This is a genomic window from Synechococcus sp. H55.11, assembly GCF_047462475.1.
Taxonomy (GTDB): Bacteria; Cyanobacteriota; Cyanobacteriia; order Thermostichales; family Thermostichaceae; genus Thermostichus.
In genome coordinates this window covers 1-15,975 of sequence record NZ_JANSJI010000267.1, presented here as the reverse complement: position 1 = coordinate 15,975, position 15,975 = coordinate 1, and the positions used below count along the sequence as shown (strand labels likewise).

The window sequence follows — 15,975 nt, the reverse complement described above, 5'->3', positions numbered from 1 at the left end:
GTGGTCGCGTGAGCGGCGCGGAGCGCTTGGGCCTCAGGGAGAGGGGCCGGGGGTGAGGGGTCGCCTCTAGGGCCGGAGTAGGTCGGCGGATCCAGCGCCGGGGATCGGCAAGCGTTGCAGCGGTTCTGGGGTGGGCGGGGCAGGGACAGGGTTCAAGGCGGTGGGAATGTACAGGGGCTTGGGATCGGGATCCCCGCCGAAGGCCAGCAGAATGGCCCGCAGCAGGGCCTGTCGCTGTTGCCGGGTCAGGGCTTGCACGGCTGCCTTGTCTTGGGCATAGGGGTTAACCGTCAGGCGCTCGGCACCCGGGTAGCGCTGGGCAACTATCGGCTCATTGGCGTCCAAATAGTCCGCTAGCGTCAGTTGCCAGTCAAAGCGGTCGGTAGGAGAGCGACCGACCACCTGCAGGTGGTAGACCATCATCCGCCGCACCAAGGTATCTTCCTCGGGCGCGGGGCCGCCGTCATTGGGGTTCACGGGGGTATAGCCATTTTCCAGCGGCAAATCTGGCAAGGCCGCGTAGACCTGCCGCGCCGCCTCAGGGATCAGCCGCAACTGGGCATAGGCAGGGCCGGATCCCAGTAGAGCCACAGCGGCAATAACAGCCCAACCCCGCAAGAGAGCGTCTTTTCTCACTCTGCTGACTGCAAAACTCTTTTTTACTTGTAGCAAACTGGATCCCTGTCTTCCCGATCTCTCGGCAAGCTCAACAAGCTGGCCCGCAGCCTTGGGTGAGCTTTAGCTTAATCGGCGGGAAGCCCGTACTCTATCGGTTCGCGCAGCGTGGCGTAGGCCATGTTGTGTTGACTCAACGAAGATGAGGGTCGGGGGTCGTTCACTCAATGCTCAATCCTTCGATCACCTGTGGTTGAGAGCGTGGCTTAAGGGGAGCAGATTGGGCCAGGCGATCCCGTTGGCGATGCGCCTGAAAGTGATTTTGCCACAAGCCGAGGATATCTAGGGTTTCGCCACCATGCTGGGTGTAGCGCTGCCGCACTTTACACAGAACAGGGGTATTGACACACACACCGGAGACGATTACCTGACCCTTGCTCAAAGCCGGCAATTCTTGGAGCAGATCCCGTCCGGCAGCCTCAACGCTGTGGCGCAGGTTTTCTTGATCGGAAGGGTTGACGATTCGCATCAAAAATTGGCTCATGCATTGCGACAGAATATCCGAGTCCAACTTGCCGGGGCGTTGCGTAATGAGACCTACTCCCAGTCCAAACTTGCGTCCTTCGCTAAGGATGGTGCGCAACACCTGCTTGCAGCGGGAAGGCTCGTGGGCAGGGGCAAAGCGATGGGCCTCTTCCAACAAGATAAAAACAGGATAGGGCAGGTAATTTTCATCCCCCGGCTGGATCTTGCCTTTATGGGTGTTAATGCGGGCGTAATTGGCCTGGCGCAGAATAGCAGCGGCAATCACCTGCTGCTCTTCCTGGCTAATCTCGTGCATTTGTAAGATGGTTACCTGCCCTGGCTCAAACAAATCCTTTGGAGCCAGGTGTTCTACATTGCTGAAATAGGGAGAGCGATCGATCTGCTCCAGCTTCCACTCCAGGGCAGGTGCTGAGGATCCTTGAGATCCATCTTCCTTGGAATCCGCTTCGTTGACGGCGTCGATCAGATCCTGAATCGTCCAACGTACTGGATTAAACTGGGTAACCTTGCGGAAAGCCTTCTCTAGGAAAGATTTCTGCCGGTCGGTGGTCTCTGGCAGGAGGGTAAGGATATCGAAAAAGTTGAGAGAAGACACGCGGATCTTAATTTCTTGTGGGGAGAGAACCTTAACCTTAGGGCGGTAGCCGTCTTCGCCCAAAAACTTGGGGTGGGACTGCATCTCTGCCAGCGTATGGTATTCCCCATGAGGATCAAAAATAAGAACAGCAGCCCGGTTTTTGGGCAACATCAACTCTTCAATCAAGACCCCCGCCGTATAGGATTTTCCGGATCCCGTCCCTGCCAAAATAGCCAGATGGGTGCTAACCATTTCCTTGACATCCAGCACCACGGGCACCGCTCCCTCATCGCGCAACAGCAAACTGCCCAAGTGAGCGCCCCCAATGGCTGTTTCATCCCGTTTGTTCAAAATCGATTTCAGCAGACGATTGGAGGCCAAAAAGACTTTGGCACCGGGCTCCGGAGGGCGACGGGGGTTAATAAAGCCCATGGCGCGGTGAAAATAGCCGATGACCTCGACGGTAACTGCGTAGATTTCTGGGTTGGGATGGGTAAAGCCCACCAAAGCCACAATGGTGCTGGGATCGATCTCGGTGTCGGCAAAGATGCGATCGGGAATGTGATCCAAAAGCTGGACTTGGCTGATTTTCCCTAGGATTTGCAGGGTTTGGGACTGGAGATCCCGCACTTCATAGTAGACAAAATCGCCTACCCTTACGGCTTGGGTATTGGAAGTGATAAACACATATTGGTTGGGGGTTTCACCGGGGCCCTTGACGGTGCCGATTACCTCTGGGGCCTCTTCATCAGAGGAGAAAACAGCTTTTGGATAGCGCCCATTCTCAGAGGGCTGAGGCATCCCTACAGTTTTTTTGGTCATCAGCGCATCGCTCCTACGGTCATTTTCCAGGCCAATTCTTTGCTTAGAATTTGCAGGGCCCGCTGTTGGGCTGGATCGGAAAACATGGGTATGATATCGTTCAAGACTTGATAAATAAGGTGGTCAGCAAAGTTGCCACCGCTGCTCAAGAGCAATCCATAATACGAAAACTGGGTTTGACCTTGGGGATCTTGGTGAAAACGTAGGATTTCTTCTTGGCTCATGCGAAAAACGGGTGTGTTTACGGGCACCACCACGCGCGGGATCCCTTGCCGGCCACAGCCCCGCTCTTCGTCCAAAGCTCCGATGAGAACCACCGAAAGCAGTGTGCGCACCTCGTTTTGTAAATCAGGGGAAAAATAGGGATCCGGCTGGCTGGAAAGGCGTGGGCCGGAGTTGAGAAAGAGTGGGTTGACAATTTGGGTGTTATAGACCAGACCCACAGCCCAGTGCCGTTGATCGCTCTCCAGCTTAACAAAGCTGCCAAAGCCATAGTCGTCGGGAGAGGGAGGATTCTTGACTTCTAAGACGTCATCCACCTGCACTACGTAGTCGCAGTGATTGTTGGAGCGAACCACCTTGCCCAATCTCATCGAACCCGCCTCCGCTGCAGTTTACTCACCGTTTTCTGAGATAACCTGAGGCTGAGCTTCTCGCGGCTTGCCCAATCTTGCATCAGGCGCAGGAAAAGGTTGCGATCTTCGTTGCGAATGACGGCTATTTGATCGGCTGTCTCCAGCACATAAGGATAGCCTCTTCCAATGATCACCTCGCAGCGCACCAGATCCACCACCCAGTCCAAAAGTCCTGCCTCATAAACCCAAACCGGTATCTCCAGCCGGGCCGGAAAGTTGTTGTTGGTGCGCAAATAAACAAATCCCACTCGCTCCCGCATTTCTTGGTAGGAGTTGAGGATCCCATCTTGAGGGTTGAGGCTGCCGCCACGAGCGCAGATAAAAAAAGGCGTGCGCTCCCCCCACTCTAGCCAGGGGCTAAGCAATTGGGCATCGTGGAGCTGAGGAGCTTCAGGAAGATCGAAGCAATGCCGCAGCAATGTCACCAGATCTGAGGTATAGGTGGTGTCGATGTAGGCAACGATGGGGATCCGGTTTTGCTCGCTGGCCCGCAGCACCTGGAGTAAACATTGTACGTAGAAATCTCGGCTTTCCGGCTCAAGAGCTTCCGCGAAGGTAGCCACCAACGCCCCATCTAAAAAGGCCAACTTTCGGGATCCAGGCTGAGCTCTCCGGATATATTCCACCAGCTTTTCTGTTTCCATTTGAAAGCGACGCATGTTGACAACGCGCTCTTTGGGCTCACCGCTGCTATCGGATCCCAAATCCTTTGGAGTCAGTACATCGACTTGAATATCTTTTTCGTACAGGCCTTGGGCAGAGTGATGATTCTCATACCAGCCGATCTGCACCAAGGCCACTGGGATCGACAGATCTTTGCTGGGATAAATCTGGGATCCGTCTACTGCGAAGGTGGGAATGTTTTTGATAACCGACCTTGCCCATTCACAGCTTTCTTCATAGTTAGTCCATTCTTTCTCAAAAGGGATCTTCCAACTGGAGTAACGATCCCATTCCTCAGTGGGCAAAGCACCTGGAAAAGAGAATAGAGCAATTTTTTCGGCAATCTCTAAACTCGACCACTGGCACAAGCTTTCCATGGCCTGCCGATACCATTCTCTGCGCTCCGATAGCCCTTGATCAAAAGTGGCAAAGGCTTCTCGCTTTTGTTGCAGTACCGCCAGGATCCGGTCGGCTCTAAACACCATAGGTGGGATCCCTCCTCATCTGGTCAGAGCCGGAGTGCCTCTCCACCCGAATGATGTTCTCCGTTACTTGCTCAAAGGTATCATCGTGGCTGATTACAAATAGCTGCTGAAAAGATCGCAAATTGGTGATGGCCTCTGCCAGCCGCTGTCGCCGCTGGGCGTCCATATTGGTGGTGGGCTCATCAAAGAAGGCGATGTCCAGTTGCCCCAGCACCTTGAGCAAAGCCAAGCGCACCGCTAGGGCCGCTGACATTTGCTCCCCTCCTGAAAGGCTGGCAAACCGTCGCTTACGACTGCCGGCTTCCTGAACCCAGATCTCATAGTCGGTTTCCCAGGTCAGGGTGATGTTGGAGCGGTTGAGAATTTCGCGGAAGAGGTGATCGGCGGTATCGTTGATCTGCTGCAGGTAGTGCTGGGTAACTTGAGGGCCAGCCTTTTTATAGGTATCTCGGCTAAATTTGATAAAGCGATGTAGGCGTTCTTTCTCATTTTTTTCTGCCTCAACCTGCTTTAAGCTTTCCCTGACCTGTTCCAGCTGACGCAACCTTTCCTGGATTTTGCTCAGTTGAGGAGCTAAGCTCTCCAGCCGGGCTTGAGCTTCGGCTTTTTGGATTTGGGTGGTCTGCAAAAGGGCTCGAAGGCGCTCATGCTCCTGTGGTTGATACAGAGCAGCCAAGGGATCCCGCTGCAACCGCAGTTGGGACAGTTGAGCTTGCAACTCCTGTTGTTGGGCGCTTAGCTCGGCCAGCTTTTGTTCCCGTTCGGGAAGCAATTTGGCGATCGGCTCGGCCCGCAGATAATGCTCGTGATCCAATCGGTATCGTTCACGTTGTTTCTGTAGGGATCCCAGCTCTCGATCCAGGTGCTCGGTTTGGGATAGGGCCTCGTCAATAGGGCCGAGCGTTGCTTCCAAATCCCGAAGCTGCTGCAGACACTCGGCCTGCATTTGCAAATACTGCTTTTCCTGTTTTAACTCTGCTTTGAGCCGCTCGGCTTGACTTCTGGGATCCCCCAAAGATTTCAAGGCTTCAGCCGCTTTTTCGATTTGAGCCTGCAGTTGATCCCTTGAACCTTGAGCACTTTCCCATTGGCCAATTTGAGCCTGTTTCTCTTGACCAGCTTTTTGCAGCTGCTCCAGTAGCGCTTGGGCGGTTTTGAGTTCCTCTTTTCGTTGCGGCAAGCTTTGGGCAAGGGCCTGCAAGCGAATAACGGTTTCATAGCCGCTGCGATGGCCTTTTTGCTCCTCCCGCAAATCGGCAATTCTGTCCTCTAGATCCCGCAAAGGCTCAAGCTGTCGTTCCAGATTTTCGAGCTGTTGCTGGAGTTGGTGGATGTGCTTTGTGAGCTGTTGGTATTCTTGCTCCACTCTGGGCTTGCCATTCAGCTCTTTTTCCAGACGTTGGATTTGTCCCTTGGGATCCCCCAGGGCTTGGAGCGCCTGACCGATTTCCTGTTGTTGCCGCAGGAAGGTTGGCTCGGCCTCAAGGCTCCAGTGAAGGTCATCAATTTGGCTTTGCCGTTCAGCTTGCAATTGCAGCAGCCGTTCTACTTGGGCTTCCAAATCGGGGATTTGTGCGGTTAGGCCGAGCAAGGGTTGCAAAGTCCTGAGTTGTTTTTGGATGTCGGCCAACTGCTGATGAAGTTGGGGTTCGGAAGTTTGGGGAGCCAGATCTTGCAAAATGTGATGGATGGACTGGAGCAACTGCTGGCTAAGCGCTGAAGATTGGGCAAGCACTTCCGGGATCCGCTGCCACAGAGGTTGAAGTTGGGGATAATTGTGTTGCTGCGCTTCCAATTGGCTCAGAAGTTGTTGGATGCTGTGGTGCTGTTGAGCAAAGCGATTCGAGCCCTGCTCAAAGATGGCTTGTAGCTCCTGTTGAAATTGACGAGCTGCAGCAATGCGGCTGAGCTGAGTTTGCAGGCGCTCCTGTTGAGCTTCGAGCGTAGGAATGGCGGCTACGCGATCCAAATCTGCCTGCCGTTGTCTCAGTTGGAGTTGGAGTTGTTCCAATTGAACTTGGCCTTGTTCCTGTTCCGTTTCCCGTTGTTTGAGTTCAAGGCACAGGGTCTGAAAAGAAGCCAACTTCTGGCTGATTTGGAAGTGGCGTTGCTCTAGGGCAGTCTGCTGTTCGCATAGAGGCTGTAGCTCAAGTTTTTCTGCCGCCATTTTTTGAAAAATCTGGAGCTGATGCTGATATTCGGATCCCCGCAGCTCTAGTTGATGGAGTTGATGTTGCAAAGTTTCCCGCTGAGCCAGTAGGGTTTGTCGGGCTTGCCGCAGCGCTTCCTGATCGGCGATGAGGGCTTCCAGCTCCAGATAACGGTTGTGGGCTGTCTGATGCTGCTGACAAATGACCTGTGCCTGCTCCGCCTCTTGCACTCGATCTTGCAGGAGTTGGCACCGCTGGGCATGGGCTGTCCATGCTGCCCGGAGTTGTTCCCATTCGTGGTGCAGTTGTAGCAAAGTGTTGAGTTGTTGAGTCCAATAGATCTGTTGATGTTCCAGCTCTTCTTGGGCTTGAATTTGCGGAGTCAGCTCCTCCAGCTCCTGCTTCCAGCGCTGTTGTTGGCTCAGCTTTTCTTGCAGTCTGGCCAGTTGGTTTTCAATGTTTTGCTTTTGCAAGAGCAAGGCATCGCGTTGTTTCAACCACTCCAAGCGCTGCTGTTGCTGTTTTTCCAGCTCCCGCAACTGAGCTTCTATGGCCAAAAAGCGCTGGGATCCCTCTTGATACTGCTGTTGTTGTGCTTGGGCTTGCCTGGCTTCTTCCCACAGCTTTTCCGCCTGCTTAAGAGATACATCCAGCAGGGATCCCTTTTGCTCCAGTTGGGCAATCCGGTGATCCAAAGTTTGGATTTGCTCCAGCAATTTCTCCAGTCGCTCAATTTCAATCTTGGCCTGATCCAGGGTGTGAATCGACTGACTCAAGCGCCCTTGCCAATGACCTAGTTCTTGCTGGATTTTCTGCCGCTCGGTTTGGAGCGGATCCCATTCCTGTAGCTGTTGACGCAGCAACTCAATTTGATGATGAATCGCCTGGACTTGTGCTTCGCTGTATTTTTCGACCGCCAACAGATCTTTGGCTACTTGCTGGTACTCCTCTACTTTTAAGATGCGATCGAAAACTTCTTTGCGATCTCGACCTGTTTTGAGAAAGTCTGCTGTGAAAGTCCCTTGGGGCACCCCAATCGTTGTGGCGAATAGCCGCGCCAGATCGGTACCGGCAGGTACGCCCAAATGTTGCCTCAGCCACGGCAGTACATCGGATTTGCGCTCATACTCCAGGCGCTGCTTCAGTTGCGGATCGAAGAGGCGATATCCCTGGCTAACGCTGCGGCGAACATCGTAGGTGCGCTGATCCCATTGGGAGATAAACTGCACGGTCACCACCGCGTCACTGGCGCCAGAGCGAATGATTTCTTCTTGACTGTAGGGGCAGTAGTCGAACAAAACCCAGGCAATGGCCTCCAGAATGCTGGTTTTGCCCGCTCCGTTTTCTCCGCAAATGGCATTAATGCCTGGCTCAAACGTGAAGATGGCGTCCTCGTGCGACTTGAAGTTCTGTAGAGCCAGAGAGAGGATCCGCATGGTCAGTCTTCTTCCCCCAAAAATGCGTCCCTCAGGTGAGCGTATACTTCCGCTTCGCCTTGTCCATCTAAGACTCTTGCTTTGAGATCCAGGAGTAGCCGCGCCAGCTCTTCGCTGCGCTTGCGATAGTGGGCATGGCTGCTCAGCAGATCCCTGTAGATTTTCTCTTCAATTTGTAGCCTTTGTCCTTCTTCTTCCAGAGAAAGAGCAGCGGATCCGATCTCCAAGGGAGTAGCCTCAAAGCGAAGCAGGACGAGCAAGGCGCCGGTAATCTGCTGAATCTGCTTCTGTAGGGCGCGGCTGTCCAGCTCGTGCTTGGCAAACCCCACCTGCCCCACCAGGCGCAACTCCACCATCGGCTCCATCTCGTGTTCCTGAAGACGGGATCCCCTGGCCAGGGCAATGGCTGCCGCTACCATTTGCTCGGGAGTTTCTCGGCCTTTGGCTTCGAGAGACAGCCGCCGGCGGGGCCGCTGATAGTAGTCTTGTAGCAGCTCGGCTTGGGGCGGGCCATCTCCCCAGCGGACGCGGTAGGCTCCCCGCGGAAAATCCCATTCGGCGGTACTGTTGGCCTCCAGGGATCCCGGATTGAAGATCCACCCGCCCTCAGAATAGCTTTTGTGAATGTGTCCCAAGGCCAGGTAGCCCACCCCCGCTTCCCGCAAAGGCAGCAGATCCCGGTAGCGCAAAGCCCCTTGATAACGGGCCATTTGGCCCTCCAGGCCATGGTGGAACATCAACACCACCCGTTCTGGGCCGGGGGGCAATTGTCGAATGGCCGCCGCCAACTGTTCAATCGACCTAGGGGCTGCCGATCCGTACCACTGGGATCCGATCACCCGCACCCCACAGGGCAAATCCAGATACCCGCCCCGCCCACCTGACCAGGGGCGTAGCTCCAGGCCCTGTTCCCCGGCTTCCGGCTCCAGCAAGATCAACTCTCCGTGATCAGCCAAGTACCTCAGCCAACTGGTCTTGACGCCATAGGGGCGGTTGTCGTGGTTGCCCTCGATGGCCAACACCGGGATCCCGGCCTGCTTCAGCTCGCGTAAGACGATCTGGGCTTGGTTGAGAACGCTGGGCTGAATCTGCCGATGCTCGAACAGATCCCCGGCAATCAGCACAAAGTCCACCGGATCTTGAATGGCATAACGCCGGACAACATCTCGAAAAGCCAAAAAGAAATCCTTGCTCCGCTCCGGGCTGTCGTAGCGGTCATAGCCCAGATGCACATCGGCCAGGTGCAAAAATGTACAGCTTGGGCAGGCCATCTCCAGAGCACCTCGGCAAATTGCCCACAGTTTAGCAAACTCACCTCGCCCAGATATGGGGATCTCCTTCTCTAAATGATCGGGTTCACCGCGGGCATCTCCACTAGGGGTAGGCAGCGGCTGAGGCAACCCCGCCATGAACAGCTCCCGCGAGTTTCTTTAGGTGGAATTGATCAGATCCGTGATATTGTGCTTCATCTTGTTGCAAATGTTATCAAGGGGCAGGTCATTGGGATCCCGGCCAAAGGGGTTTTCAATTTCGATGCCAATCTCTTCAACGCCAAACAGCATAAAGGCCAGAAACCCGACAATCGGGCCGGTCATCCAACCCAAGCCCTCTACCATCTGAAACGGCAAAGACAAACAGTAGAGCAACAACAACTGCTTCAGATGGAGGGCATAGGCCATGGGCATCGGGGTCAGCAAAATGCGCTCGCAAGCCCCTAGCGCCTCCACCATGCTGTTGAGCTGCTCCACCATGATCGTAAGCTGGTAGACCTCAACGCGGCCCCTTTGGTATTGGCGTTGCAGGTAATCTCCGATCCAAAAGGCAATTTGCAAAGGGGGATGGTTGAGGCTTTTGAGGCGTTGCAACTGCTCCGGGCTGAGGAGGGGCTGAAGCTCATCCGCCAAGAATTCTTGGCGCAGATGTTGCTTCATGGCGATGGCAAAAGCGGGCAGTAGATAGAGGATCTTGATTTTCTCTTCCCGATCGCCGGGCTGCTTTTCTTCAATGGCCACCCAAATTAGGCGGGCTAAGTTGCGCACATTGTTCACCACGGCTCCCCAGGCTTTTCGCCCCTCCCAAAAGCGTTCGTAGGCGGTGTTTGTCCGAAATACCAGCATCAAACCCAGAACGATGTTGGGCACAAAGGCCACCAACGAGGACAACGCCAGGGGCAGCCCCAGTTTGTAGAAAACGGAAACCAGCACCCCAACCAAGCTGCAGACGAGGGTGCGGGGCAGCACTGCCGGTACAACTGAGCCTTGCAACTGCAGGGCCAGGCGAAACCAACGCAGCCCCTCTCCTGAGAGATATTGGCGAATCATGGGTAATGTCGGCAAGCTTGCCCCCTGATCCTACAGCCACAGCCATTCCTGCAGTCTTTCCCGGTCATGGCTGAGCGGCAGGGATCCAGAAGTTGCTCTGCAACAGAGGCGGGCCTGTGGGCGACTCGCTCCCTCCTGCCGGTTCGAGGGTGATCCAAAGGCGGGTCGGCTGCTGGGAAGGGGTGGGTTGGCTGAGCCATTGCAGGGATCCCTCGGCGTTGACGGCGAAGGTGCCGGCGCTTTCCAGCCGTCGTCCCCCTCCCTGCATATCCGACTCCAGCCACAGTTGGTAGGTGCTGCCCAGAGGAGCAGGGGGCATTTCTGAAGCCAAGAGCAGCACCTGCTTGGCACGGGGCGACCAGAGAGCTTGCACCAGGAAGGGGTTGCGGAAGTTGGGATCCCGCAAAATGGTTCTCTGCACCTGCGGTTGGCGCTGCCACTCTTGGTAGAGCCGTTGAATGGCCACTGTCTCTCCCCCGATTTGGGATCCCAGCCGCCAGTAGGCCGCCGTTATGGCCAGCGCGTAGATCCCCAACGCTGCCAAGCCGCCCCAGAGAAGACGTCGCGGCCACAAAGGAGGTGCGACCCGGATGGAGGCAGGGGCGGGCAACCAGCTCCAGCGCCGCAAGCGTTCTTGGGCTTGAAAGGCCGTCAACTCGTAGAGCCACAGAGCCACCGAGCGATCCCGCTGCAGATCGAAGGCCTCTGCATGTCTCCAGCAGAACGCAAACACCTGGCGCACCACCTCTTCGGCTTGGTGAGGCTGCTTGAGGGTAGCCAGCGCGATCTCCAGCAGGCGCTTCTGGTAGCGATCCTTGAGCAAAAAGTGGCTGCGGCGATCCCGCAGTTGGATCTGGCGCATCAGCTCGAAATCGGTCGGCTCCGCCATAGCCCTCCATCGGCTGCGCCTGCCCGGCCCGGCTTTGGATCAAGCGGTAGCGCCAGGCTGGCAGCTTTTTCAGAAATATACACCAGCCCTGGAGCCAGCTCACCGGCAAGCTGGCCTATTTTGTCATGGCTGGCACGGATCCCTTAACCGGGATCCCGGCCATGCGACTTTTTGGATCAGCTTCTACACAACAAGGGGATATCCTCAGGCGGCGTCCTTCTCGACCACCTTCTCCGCCTCTGTGCCGGCAACAGGTTCGTCATCGCTGCTGGGGTTGTTCATCTCTTGTTTGAAGCTGCGCAACGCTTTGCCAAAGGCGCTGCCCAACTCCGGCAGCTTCTTGGGGCCGAACACGACCACCGCGATCACCCCAATCACGGCCAGCTCTGGCAGGCCCATGCCGAAGATGCTCACGGCCAGGATAGGTTCGCTCGACAGCAGGATAGCCATAAGTCCCCAAAACCCCAAAAACAAGACAAGCCGACCAACCCAGCTTAGGAAGGGATCGATCCGTCTCACTTTAGCAAGTTCTTCTCCCCTGGAGAAAGGGTTTGGCTGGTGCAGGAGCTTGTCGTCGTTCCGCTCCTGGGCCGACTTGGGAGGAGATCGATAAGATGGAGCTAGTTTTTGTGGATCCCTCAGCTCTGCAGCCGTTGGCCATTTTCTCACCCCCAAACGCCATGTCTGTCCCTTACGATCTCGTGGTCATCGGCGCCGGCGCGGCGGGTCTGGTGGTGGCCAGCGCTGCTGCCCAACTGCAGGCCAAGGTGCTGCTGGTGGAGGCCAGCGACCGCCTAGGCGGGGACTGCCTCTGGTATGGCTGTGTGCCCAGCAAAGCCCTCCTGTGCGTGGCCCACACGGTTCAGCGGCTGCGCCGGTCTGTTGCCGCCGGCTGGGTTGCTTCTCCCAGCCCAGCAGGGATCGCGGTGGATTATCTCAAAGTGTACGAACATATTCGCGCCACCCAGAGCTACATTGCCAACCACGCGGATTCGCCAGATCGCTTCCGCCAACTGGGGGTGGAACTGGTGTTTGGCAAGGGGCGCTTTGTGGATGGGCGCACCTTTGAAGTGGCGGGAAAGCGAGTGCGGGCGCGGGCTTTTGTGGTGGCCACCGGATCCCGTCCGGCGGTTCCCCCTTTGCCTGGCCTGGCCGAGGCGGGCTACCTGACCAACGAATCGATCTTTGATTTGACCCGCCTGCCTCGATCGGTGGCGGTGATGGGGGCGGGGCCGGTGGGCTGTGAGTTGGGCCAAGCGCTGGCCCGTCTGGGATCCGAGGTGACCCTCATTGCCAGCCGCGATCACATTCTGCCCAAAGTAGATCCGGAGGCCGCCCAGGTGGTGCAGCAGCAGTTGGCCCAAGACGGGATCCGCCTCCTCACCCAGGTGCGCGCTGTCCGCGCTGGCCAGGAGCAGGGGGAAAAATTGCTCTACCTCAAGGCCGGCACAGGCTCTGCCGTCGGCCAGCTCTCCGAGGCAGGCGAGGCGGTGATCCGCGCGGAGGAAATCTTGGTGGCTGCCGGTCGGATCCCGAATGTGGAAGGGCTGGGGCTAGAGGCTGCCGGCGTGCGCTACACCCCCCAAGGGATCCAGGTGAACAGCAAGCTGCAAACCAGCAACCCCCGCATCTACGCCTGTGGAGATGTCATCGGCGGGCCGCAGTTCACCCATGTGGCGGCTTACGAGGCGGCGGTGGCCCTGGTCAATGCCCTGTTTTTCCCCATCAGCCGGGCGCGTTACCAGGTCATTCCCTGGGCCATCTTTACCGAGCCGGAGCTGGCTCAGGTGGGTCTCACGGAAAGCGAGGCCCGGCAGCAATACGGCAAAGACGTGATGGTGCTCAAACAGGAGTTTGCCGAGGTGGATCGGGCCCAGGCAGAAGCGGCCCCCCTCGGCTTTGCCAAGGTGATCTGCCGGCGCAACGGCCAGATCTTAGGGGCCCACCTGGTGGGATCCCAGGCTGGCGAGCTGATTCACGAGGTGGTCTTAGCCATGAGCCGGCAGCTGCCCGTCTCTGCCCTGACAGGGATCCACATCTACCCCACCCGCTCGCAGGTCAATGCCAAGGTGGCCCTGCAGTACCGCAAGCAACAATTGGCCGCCAATCCCCGCCTGCAGAACTTCCTGCAAGGGTTCTTCGCCTGGAGACGGGCCTGGAGCTGACAGGCCGCTAGACTGGAATCAGTCGTTTGCTGAGACTTCATCGATGGGCTTTTTCCTGTCTGCCGAACAAGTGGGTCAGTTGGTCTGCAATCAATGGCAGGATCCCTATGCCGTTTTGGGGCCACAGCAGATAGAAGAGGCCGGGGAATCTTTTTGGTTGGTACGCGCCCTAGTGCCCAATGCAAAACAGGTTTGGCTGGTGGAACGATCCAGCGGCCAGGCCCACCCGATGCAGCCGCTGCACCCGGAAACGTTGTTTGAGCTGCGCTTTGCGCCTGGCACGCCGCTTCCAGACTACTTTCTGCGGGCGCAACGGGTCTGGGATCCGGAGGGGCAGCACCTAGAAGAATGGGAGGATCCCTATCGCTTTCCCATCGAGAAGGTCAACCACATCGGCGAGCTGGATCGCTACCTCTTCAACGAGGGGAATCACCACCGCATTTACGAGAAGCTGGGCGCCCATCCCATCAGCGTAGATGGGGTTCAGGGAGTCCACTTTGCCGTCTGGGCCCCCAACGCCCGCAATGTCAGCGTTATCGGCGACTTCAACCACTGGGACGGGCGCCAACACCAGATGAAGCGGCTGGGCGAAAGCGGCATCTGGGCCGTGTTCATCCCCGGCATTGGGCCAGGAGCCATCTACAAGTACGAGGTGAAAACCTCCTGGGGGGATATCTACGAAAAATCGGATCCCTATGGCTTTCAGCAGGAGGTGCGACCCAAAACCGGCTCGATTGTAGCCGACCTCAACACCTACACCTGGCACGACCAGGAGTGGCTGGAAAAACGGGCTGCCACCGACCCGCTGCGCTCGCCGATTTCGGTGTACGAGGTGCATTTGGGATCCTGGATGCACGCTTCCACGGAAGACCCGTCCCCCGATGGGCACCTGGTGTCGGTGGATCAAAAGCCCAACACCCGCTTTCTCACCTACCGGGAGCTGGCAGACAAGTTGATCCCCTATGTCAAGGAGCTGGGCTTTACCCACATCGAGCTCTTGCCGGTAGCCGAACACCCCTTCGACGGCTCCTGGGGCTACCAGGTAATCGGCTACTACGCGGTAACCTCCCGCTACGGATCACCGCAAGACTTTATGTACTTTGTCGATCGCGCCCACCAGGCTGGCATTGGCGTGATTGTCGATTGGGTGCCGGGGCATTTTCCCAAAGATGGGCATGGGCTGGCCTTTTTCGATGGCACCCACCTCTACGAATACGCCGACCCTCGCAAAGGAGAACACAAAGGTTGGGGCACTTTAGTGTTCAATTATGGCCGCAACGAGGTGCGCAACTATCTGGTGGCCAACGCCCTTTTTTGGTTTGAGAAATACCACATCGACGGGATCCGAGTGGATGCGGTGGCCTCAATGCTTTATCTGGACTATGACCGCAAAGACTGGATCCCCAATTGCTACGGTGGACGAGAACATTTGGAGGCGATTGACTTCTTCCGCCAGCTCAATACCCTCATTTTTAAGTACTACCCCGGCGCTCTTTCGATTGCCGAGGAGTCTACCGCCTGGCCGATGGTAACCTGGCCAACCCATGTGGGCGGGCTGGGCTTTAACCTCAAGTGGAACATGGGCTGGATGCACGACATGCTGGACTATTTCCGCATGGATCCCTGGTTCCGCCAGTTCCATCACAACCTAGTGACTTTCAGCCTCATGTATGCCTTCAGCGAAAATTACATGCTGGCTTTTTCCCACGATGAGGTGGTACACGGCAAGAGCCACATGCTGGGCAAAATGCCGGGGGATCACTGGCATAAGTTTGCCAGCCTGCGGGCTTTGTACGGCTACATGTTCACCCACCCCGGCAAGAAAACCTTGTTTATGAGCATGGAGTTTGGCCAGTGGAACGAGTGGAATGTGTGGGCAGATCTAGACTGGGGGCTGCTGCAATATGAGCCCCACGCCAAACTGCGCCACTACGTGGCCAGCTTGAACCATCTGCTGCGTTCGCAACCGGCCCTCTACACCCAAGACACCAAGCCAGAAGGGTTCCGCTGGATCGACTGCAGCGACCATCGCGGCATTGTTTCGTTCATCCGCTATGCAGAGGATCCCAAGGAATGGCTGGTGGTGGTGTGTAACTTTACGCCGGTGGTCTGGCCGAATTACCGCATTGGGGTGCCGCAGCGAGGGTTTTACCGGGAGCTGCTCAACAGCGACGCGGTGGAGTTCTGGGGCAGCGGCGTCGGCAACTTGGGGGGCAAGTGGACGGATGACTGGGCCTACCACAACCTGCCCTACTCCCTCGATCTTTGCCTGCCGCCCCTCTCTACTCTGGTGCTGAAATGGCAGCCGTCGCAGCCGGCTGAGTCCCAAAATTGACATTCCCTCAGCCCTGCCGCGCATCTGTGAGGACAGGGCTTGGGATCCAGTTTTTGGGGGATTGGAAGAATAACACTCAAGATACTAGGGGCAGGTTTGTTTTGTGAGGATTTCAGCAGTGGCCGCAGCCACCCGCTCCTGCAACTGCCGTCGCCGTGAGTCGGTTGGGTCAGAGCCAGGCACCCGCACCGTGTACTGGTGCCACACCGAGTTGCCCCCCACCGCCACCTGGGGCAGGATGAGGCCAGGGATCCCGTGCAACAGGCGGTGAGAAGATAAGAGCCGAGGGAGACAACGCGCTCGGGCGGCAAGGGATTTTTTCCAGCTCCTCTGCCC

11 protein-coding genes and 1 pseudogene are annotated in these 15,975 nt (G+C 56.8%); 2 read left to right on the top strand and 10 right to left on the bottom strand.

Going from position 1 to position 15,975, the window contains the following annotated elements:
* Positions 1-66: 66 nt before the first annotated feature.
* The 9 genes from NW853_RS10855 to tatA all read right to left on the bottom strand — a co-directional run bounded on the left by NW853_RS10855 (position 67) and on the right by tatA (position 11,589).
* On the bottom strand, positions 67-636 hold the full coding sequence (locus NW853_RS10855) for a hypothetical protein (protein WP_414334986.1): 570 nt from the start codon (positions 634-636) through the stop codon (positions 67-69).
* A 199-nt stretch (positions 637-835) separates the two neighbouring features.
* On the bottom strand, positions 836-2,560 hold the full coding sequence (locus tag NW853_RS10850; RefSeq protein ID WP_414349014.1) for an ATP-binding protein: 1,725 nt from the start codon (positions 2,558-2,560) through the stop codon (positions 836-838).
* Positions 2,560-3,153, bottom strand: a complete 594-nt coding sequence (locus NW853_RS10845; protein WP_414349013.1) for a hypothetical protein — start codon at positions 3,151-3,153, stop codon at positions 2,560-2,562. The genes NW853_RS10850 and NW853_RS10845 overlap by 1 nt, the downstream gene beginning before the upstream one ends.
* Positions 3,150-4,343 carry a DNA double-strand break repair nuclease NurA gene (locus tag NW853_RS10840; protein ID WP_414349012.1) on the bottom strand — a complete coding sequence of 398 codons (1,194 nt, stop codon included), beginning with the start codon at positions 4,341-4,343 and terminating at the stop codon, positions 3,150-3,152. The genes NW853_RS10845 and NW853_RS10840 overlap by 4 nt, the downstream gene beginning before the upstream one ends.
* Positions 4,333-7,929, bottom strand: coding sequence for an AAA family ATPase (locus NW853_RS10835; protein ID WP_414349011.1), 3,597 nt, complete (start codon positions 7,927-7,929; stop codon positions 4,333-4,335). Before NW853_RS10835 ends, NW853_RS10840 begins: the two co-directional genes overlap by 11 nt.
* Positions 7,930-7,931: 2 nt before the next feature.
* Positions 7,932-9,200, bottom strand: coding sequence for a metallophosphoesterase family protein (locus NW853_RS10830; protein ID WP_414334991.1), 1,269 nt, complete (start codon positions 9,198-9,200; stop codon positions 7,932-7,934).
* A 159-nt stretch (positions 9,201-9,359) separates the two neighbouring features.
* Positions 9,360-10,265: a bestrophin family protein gene (locus NW853_RS10825; protein WP_414349010.1), complete on the bottom strand. Its 906-nt coding sequence runs from the start codon at positions 10,263-10,265 to the stop codon at positions 9,360-9,362.
* A 49-nt stretch (positions 10,266-10,314) separates the two neighbouring features.
* A complete protein-coding gene (locus NW853_RS10820) occupies positions 10,315-11,139 on the bottom strand; it encodes an anti-sigma factor domain-containing protein (RefSeq protein ID WP_414334993.1) in 825 nt (274 codons plus the stop codon).
* 204 nt (positions 11,140-11,343) lie between these two features.
* Positions 11,344-11,589 (bottom strand): twin-arginine translocase TatA/TatE family subunit, encoded by a 246-nt coding sequence (gene tatA, locus NW853_RS10815; RefSeq protein ID WP_414334994.1) that lies wholly within the window; start codon positions 11,587-11,589, stop codon positions 11,344-11,346.
* Positions 11,590-11,753: 164 nt separating this feature from the next.
* Between tatA and NW853_RS10810 the strand changes: the two genes are divergently transcribed.
* Both NW853_RS10810 and glgB read left to right on the top strand, forming a co-directional pair.
* A complete protein-coding gene (locus NW853_RS10810) occupies positions 11,754-13,304 on the top strand; it encodes a dihydrolipoyl dehydrogenase family protein (RefSeq protein ID WP_414338874.1) in 1,551 nt (516 codons plus the stop codon).
* A gap of 43 nt (positions 13,305-13,347) precedes the next feature.
* A complete protein-coding gene (gene glgB, locus NW853_RS10805) occupies positions 13,348-15,639 on the top strand; it encodes a 1,4-alpha-glucan branching protein GlgB (protein ID WP_414334996.1) in 2,292 nt (763 codons plus the stop codon).
* An 84-nt stretch (positions 15,640-15,723) separates the two neighbouring features.
* Here glgB and NW853_RS10800 read toward each other — a convergent pair.
* A pseudogene (locus NW853_RS10800) lies at positions 15,724-15,975 on the bottom strand (hypothetical protein); the annotation flags it as partial.

Excerpts from the sequence above, each read along its gene's own strand:
- NW853_RS10850 (WP_414349014.1), bottom strand. The coding sequence starts at position 2,560 with ATGACCAAAAAAACTGTAGGGATGCCTCAGCCCTCTGAGAATGGGCGC.
- NW853_RS10845 (WP_414349013.1), bottom strand. The coding sequence starts at position 3,153 with ATGAGATTGGGCAAGGTGGTTCGCTCCAACAATCACTGCGACTACGTA.
- NW853_RS10840 (WP_414349012.1), bottom strand. The coding sequence starts at position 4,343 with ATGGTGTTTAGAGCCGACCGGATCCTGGCGGTACTGCAACAAAAGCGA.
- NW853_RS10835 (WP_414349011.1), bottom strand. The coding sequence starts at position 7,929 with ATGCGGATCCTCTCTCTGGCTCTACAGAACTTCAAGTCGCACGAGGAC.
- NW853_RS10830 (WP_414334991.1), bottom strand. The coding sequence starts at position 9,200 with ATGGCCTGCCCAAGCTGTACATTTTTGCACCTGGCCGATGTGCATCTG.
- NW853_RS10820 (WP_414334993.1), bottom strand. The coding sequence starts at position 11,139 with ATGGCGGAGCCGACCGATTTCGAGCTGATGCGCCAGATCCAACTGCGG.
- tatA (WP_414334994.1), bottom strand. The coding sequence starts at position 11,589 with ATGGCTATCCTGCTGTCGAGCGAACCTATCCTGGCCGTGAGCATCTTC.
- NW853_RS10810 (WP_414338874.1), top strand. The coding sequence starts at position 11,754 with ATGGAGCTAGTTTTTGTGGATCCCTCAGCTCTGCAGCCGTTGGCCATT.
- glgB (WP_414334996.1), top strand. The coding sequence starts at position 13,348 with ATGGGCTTTTTCCTGTCTGCCGAACAAGTGGGTCAGTTGGTCTGCAAT.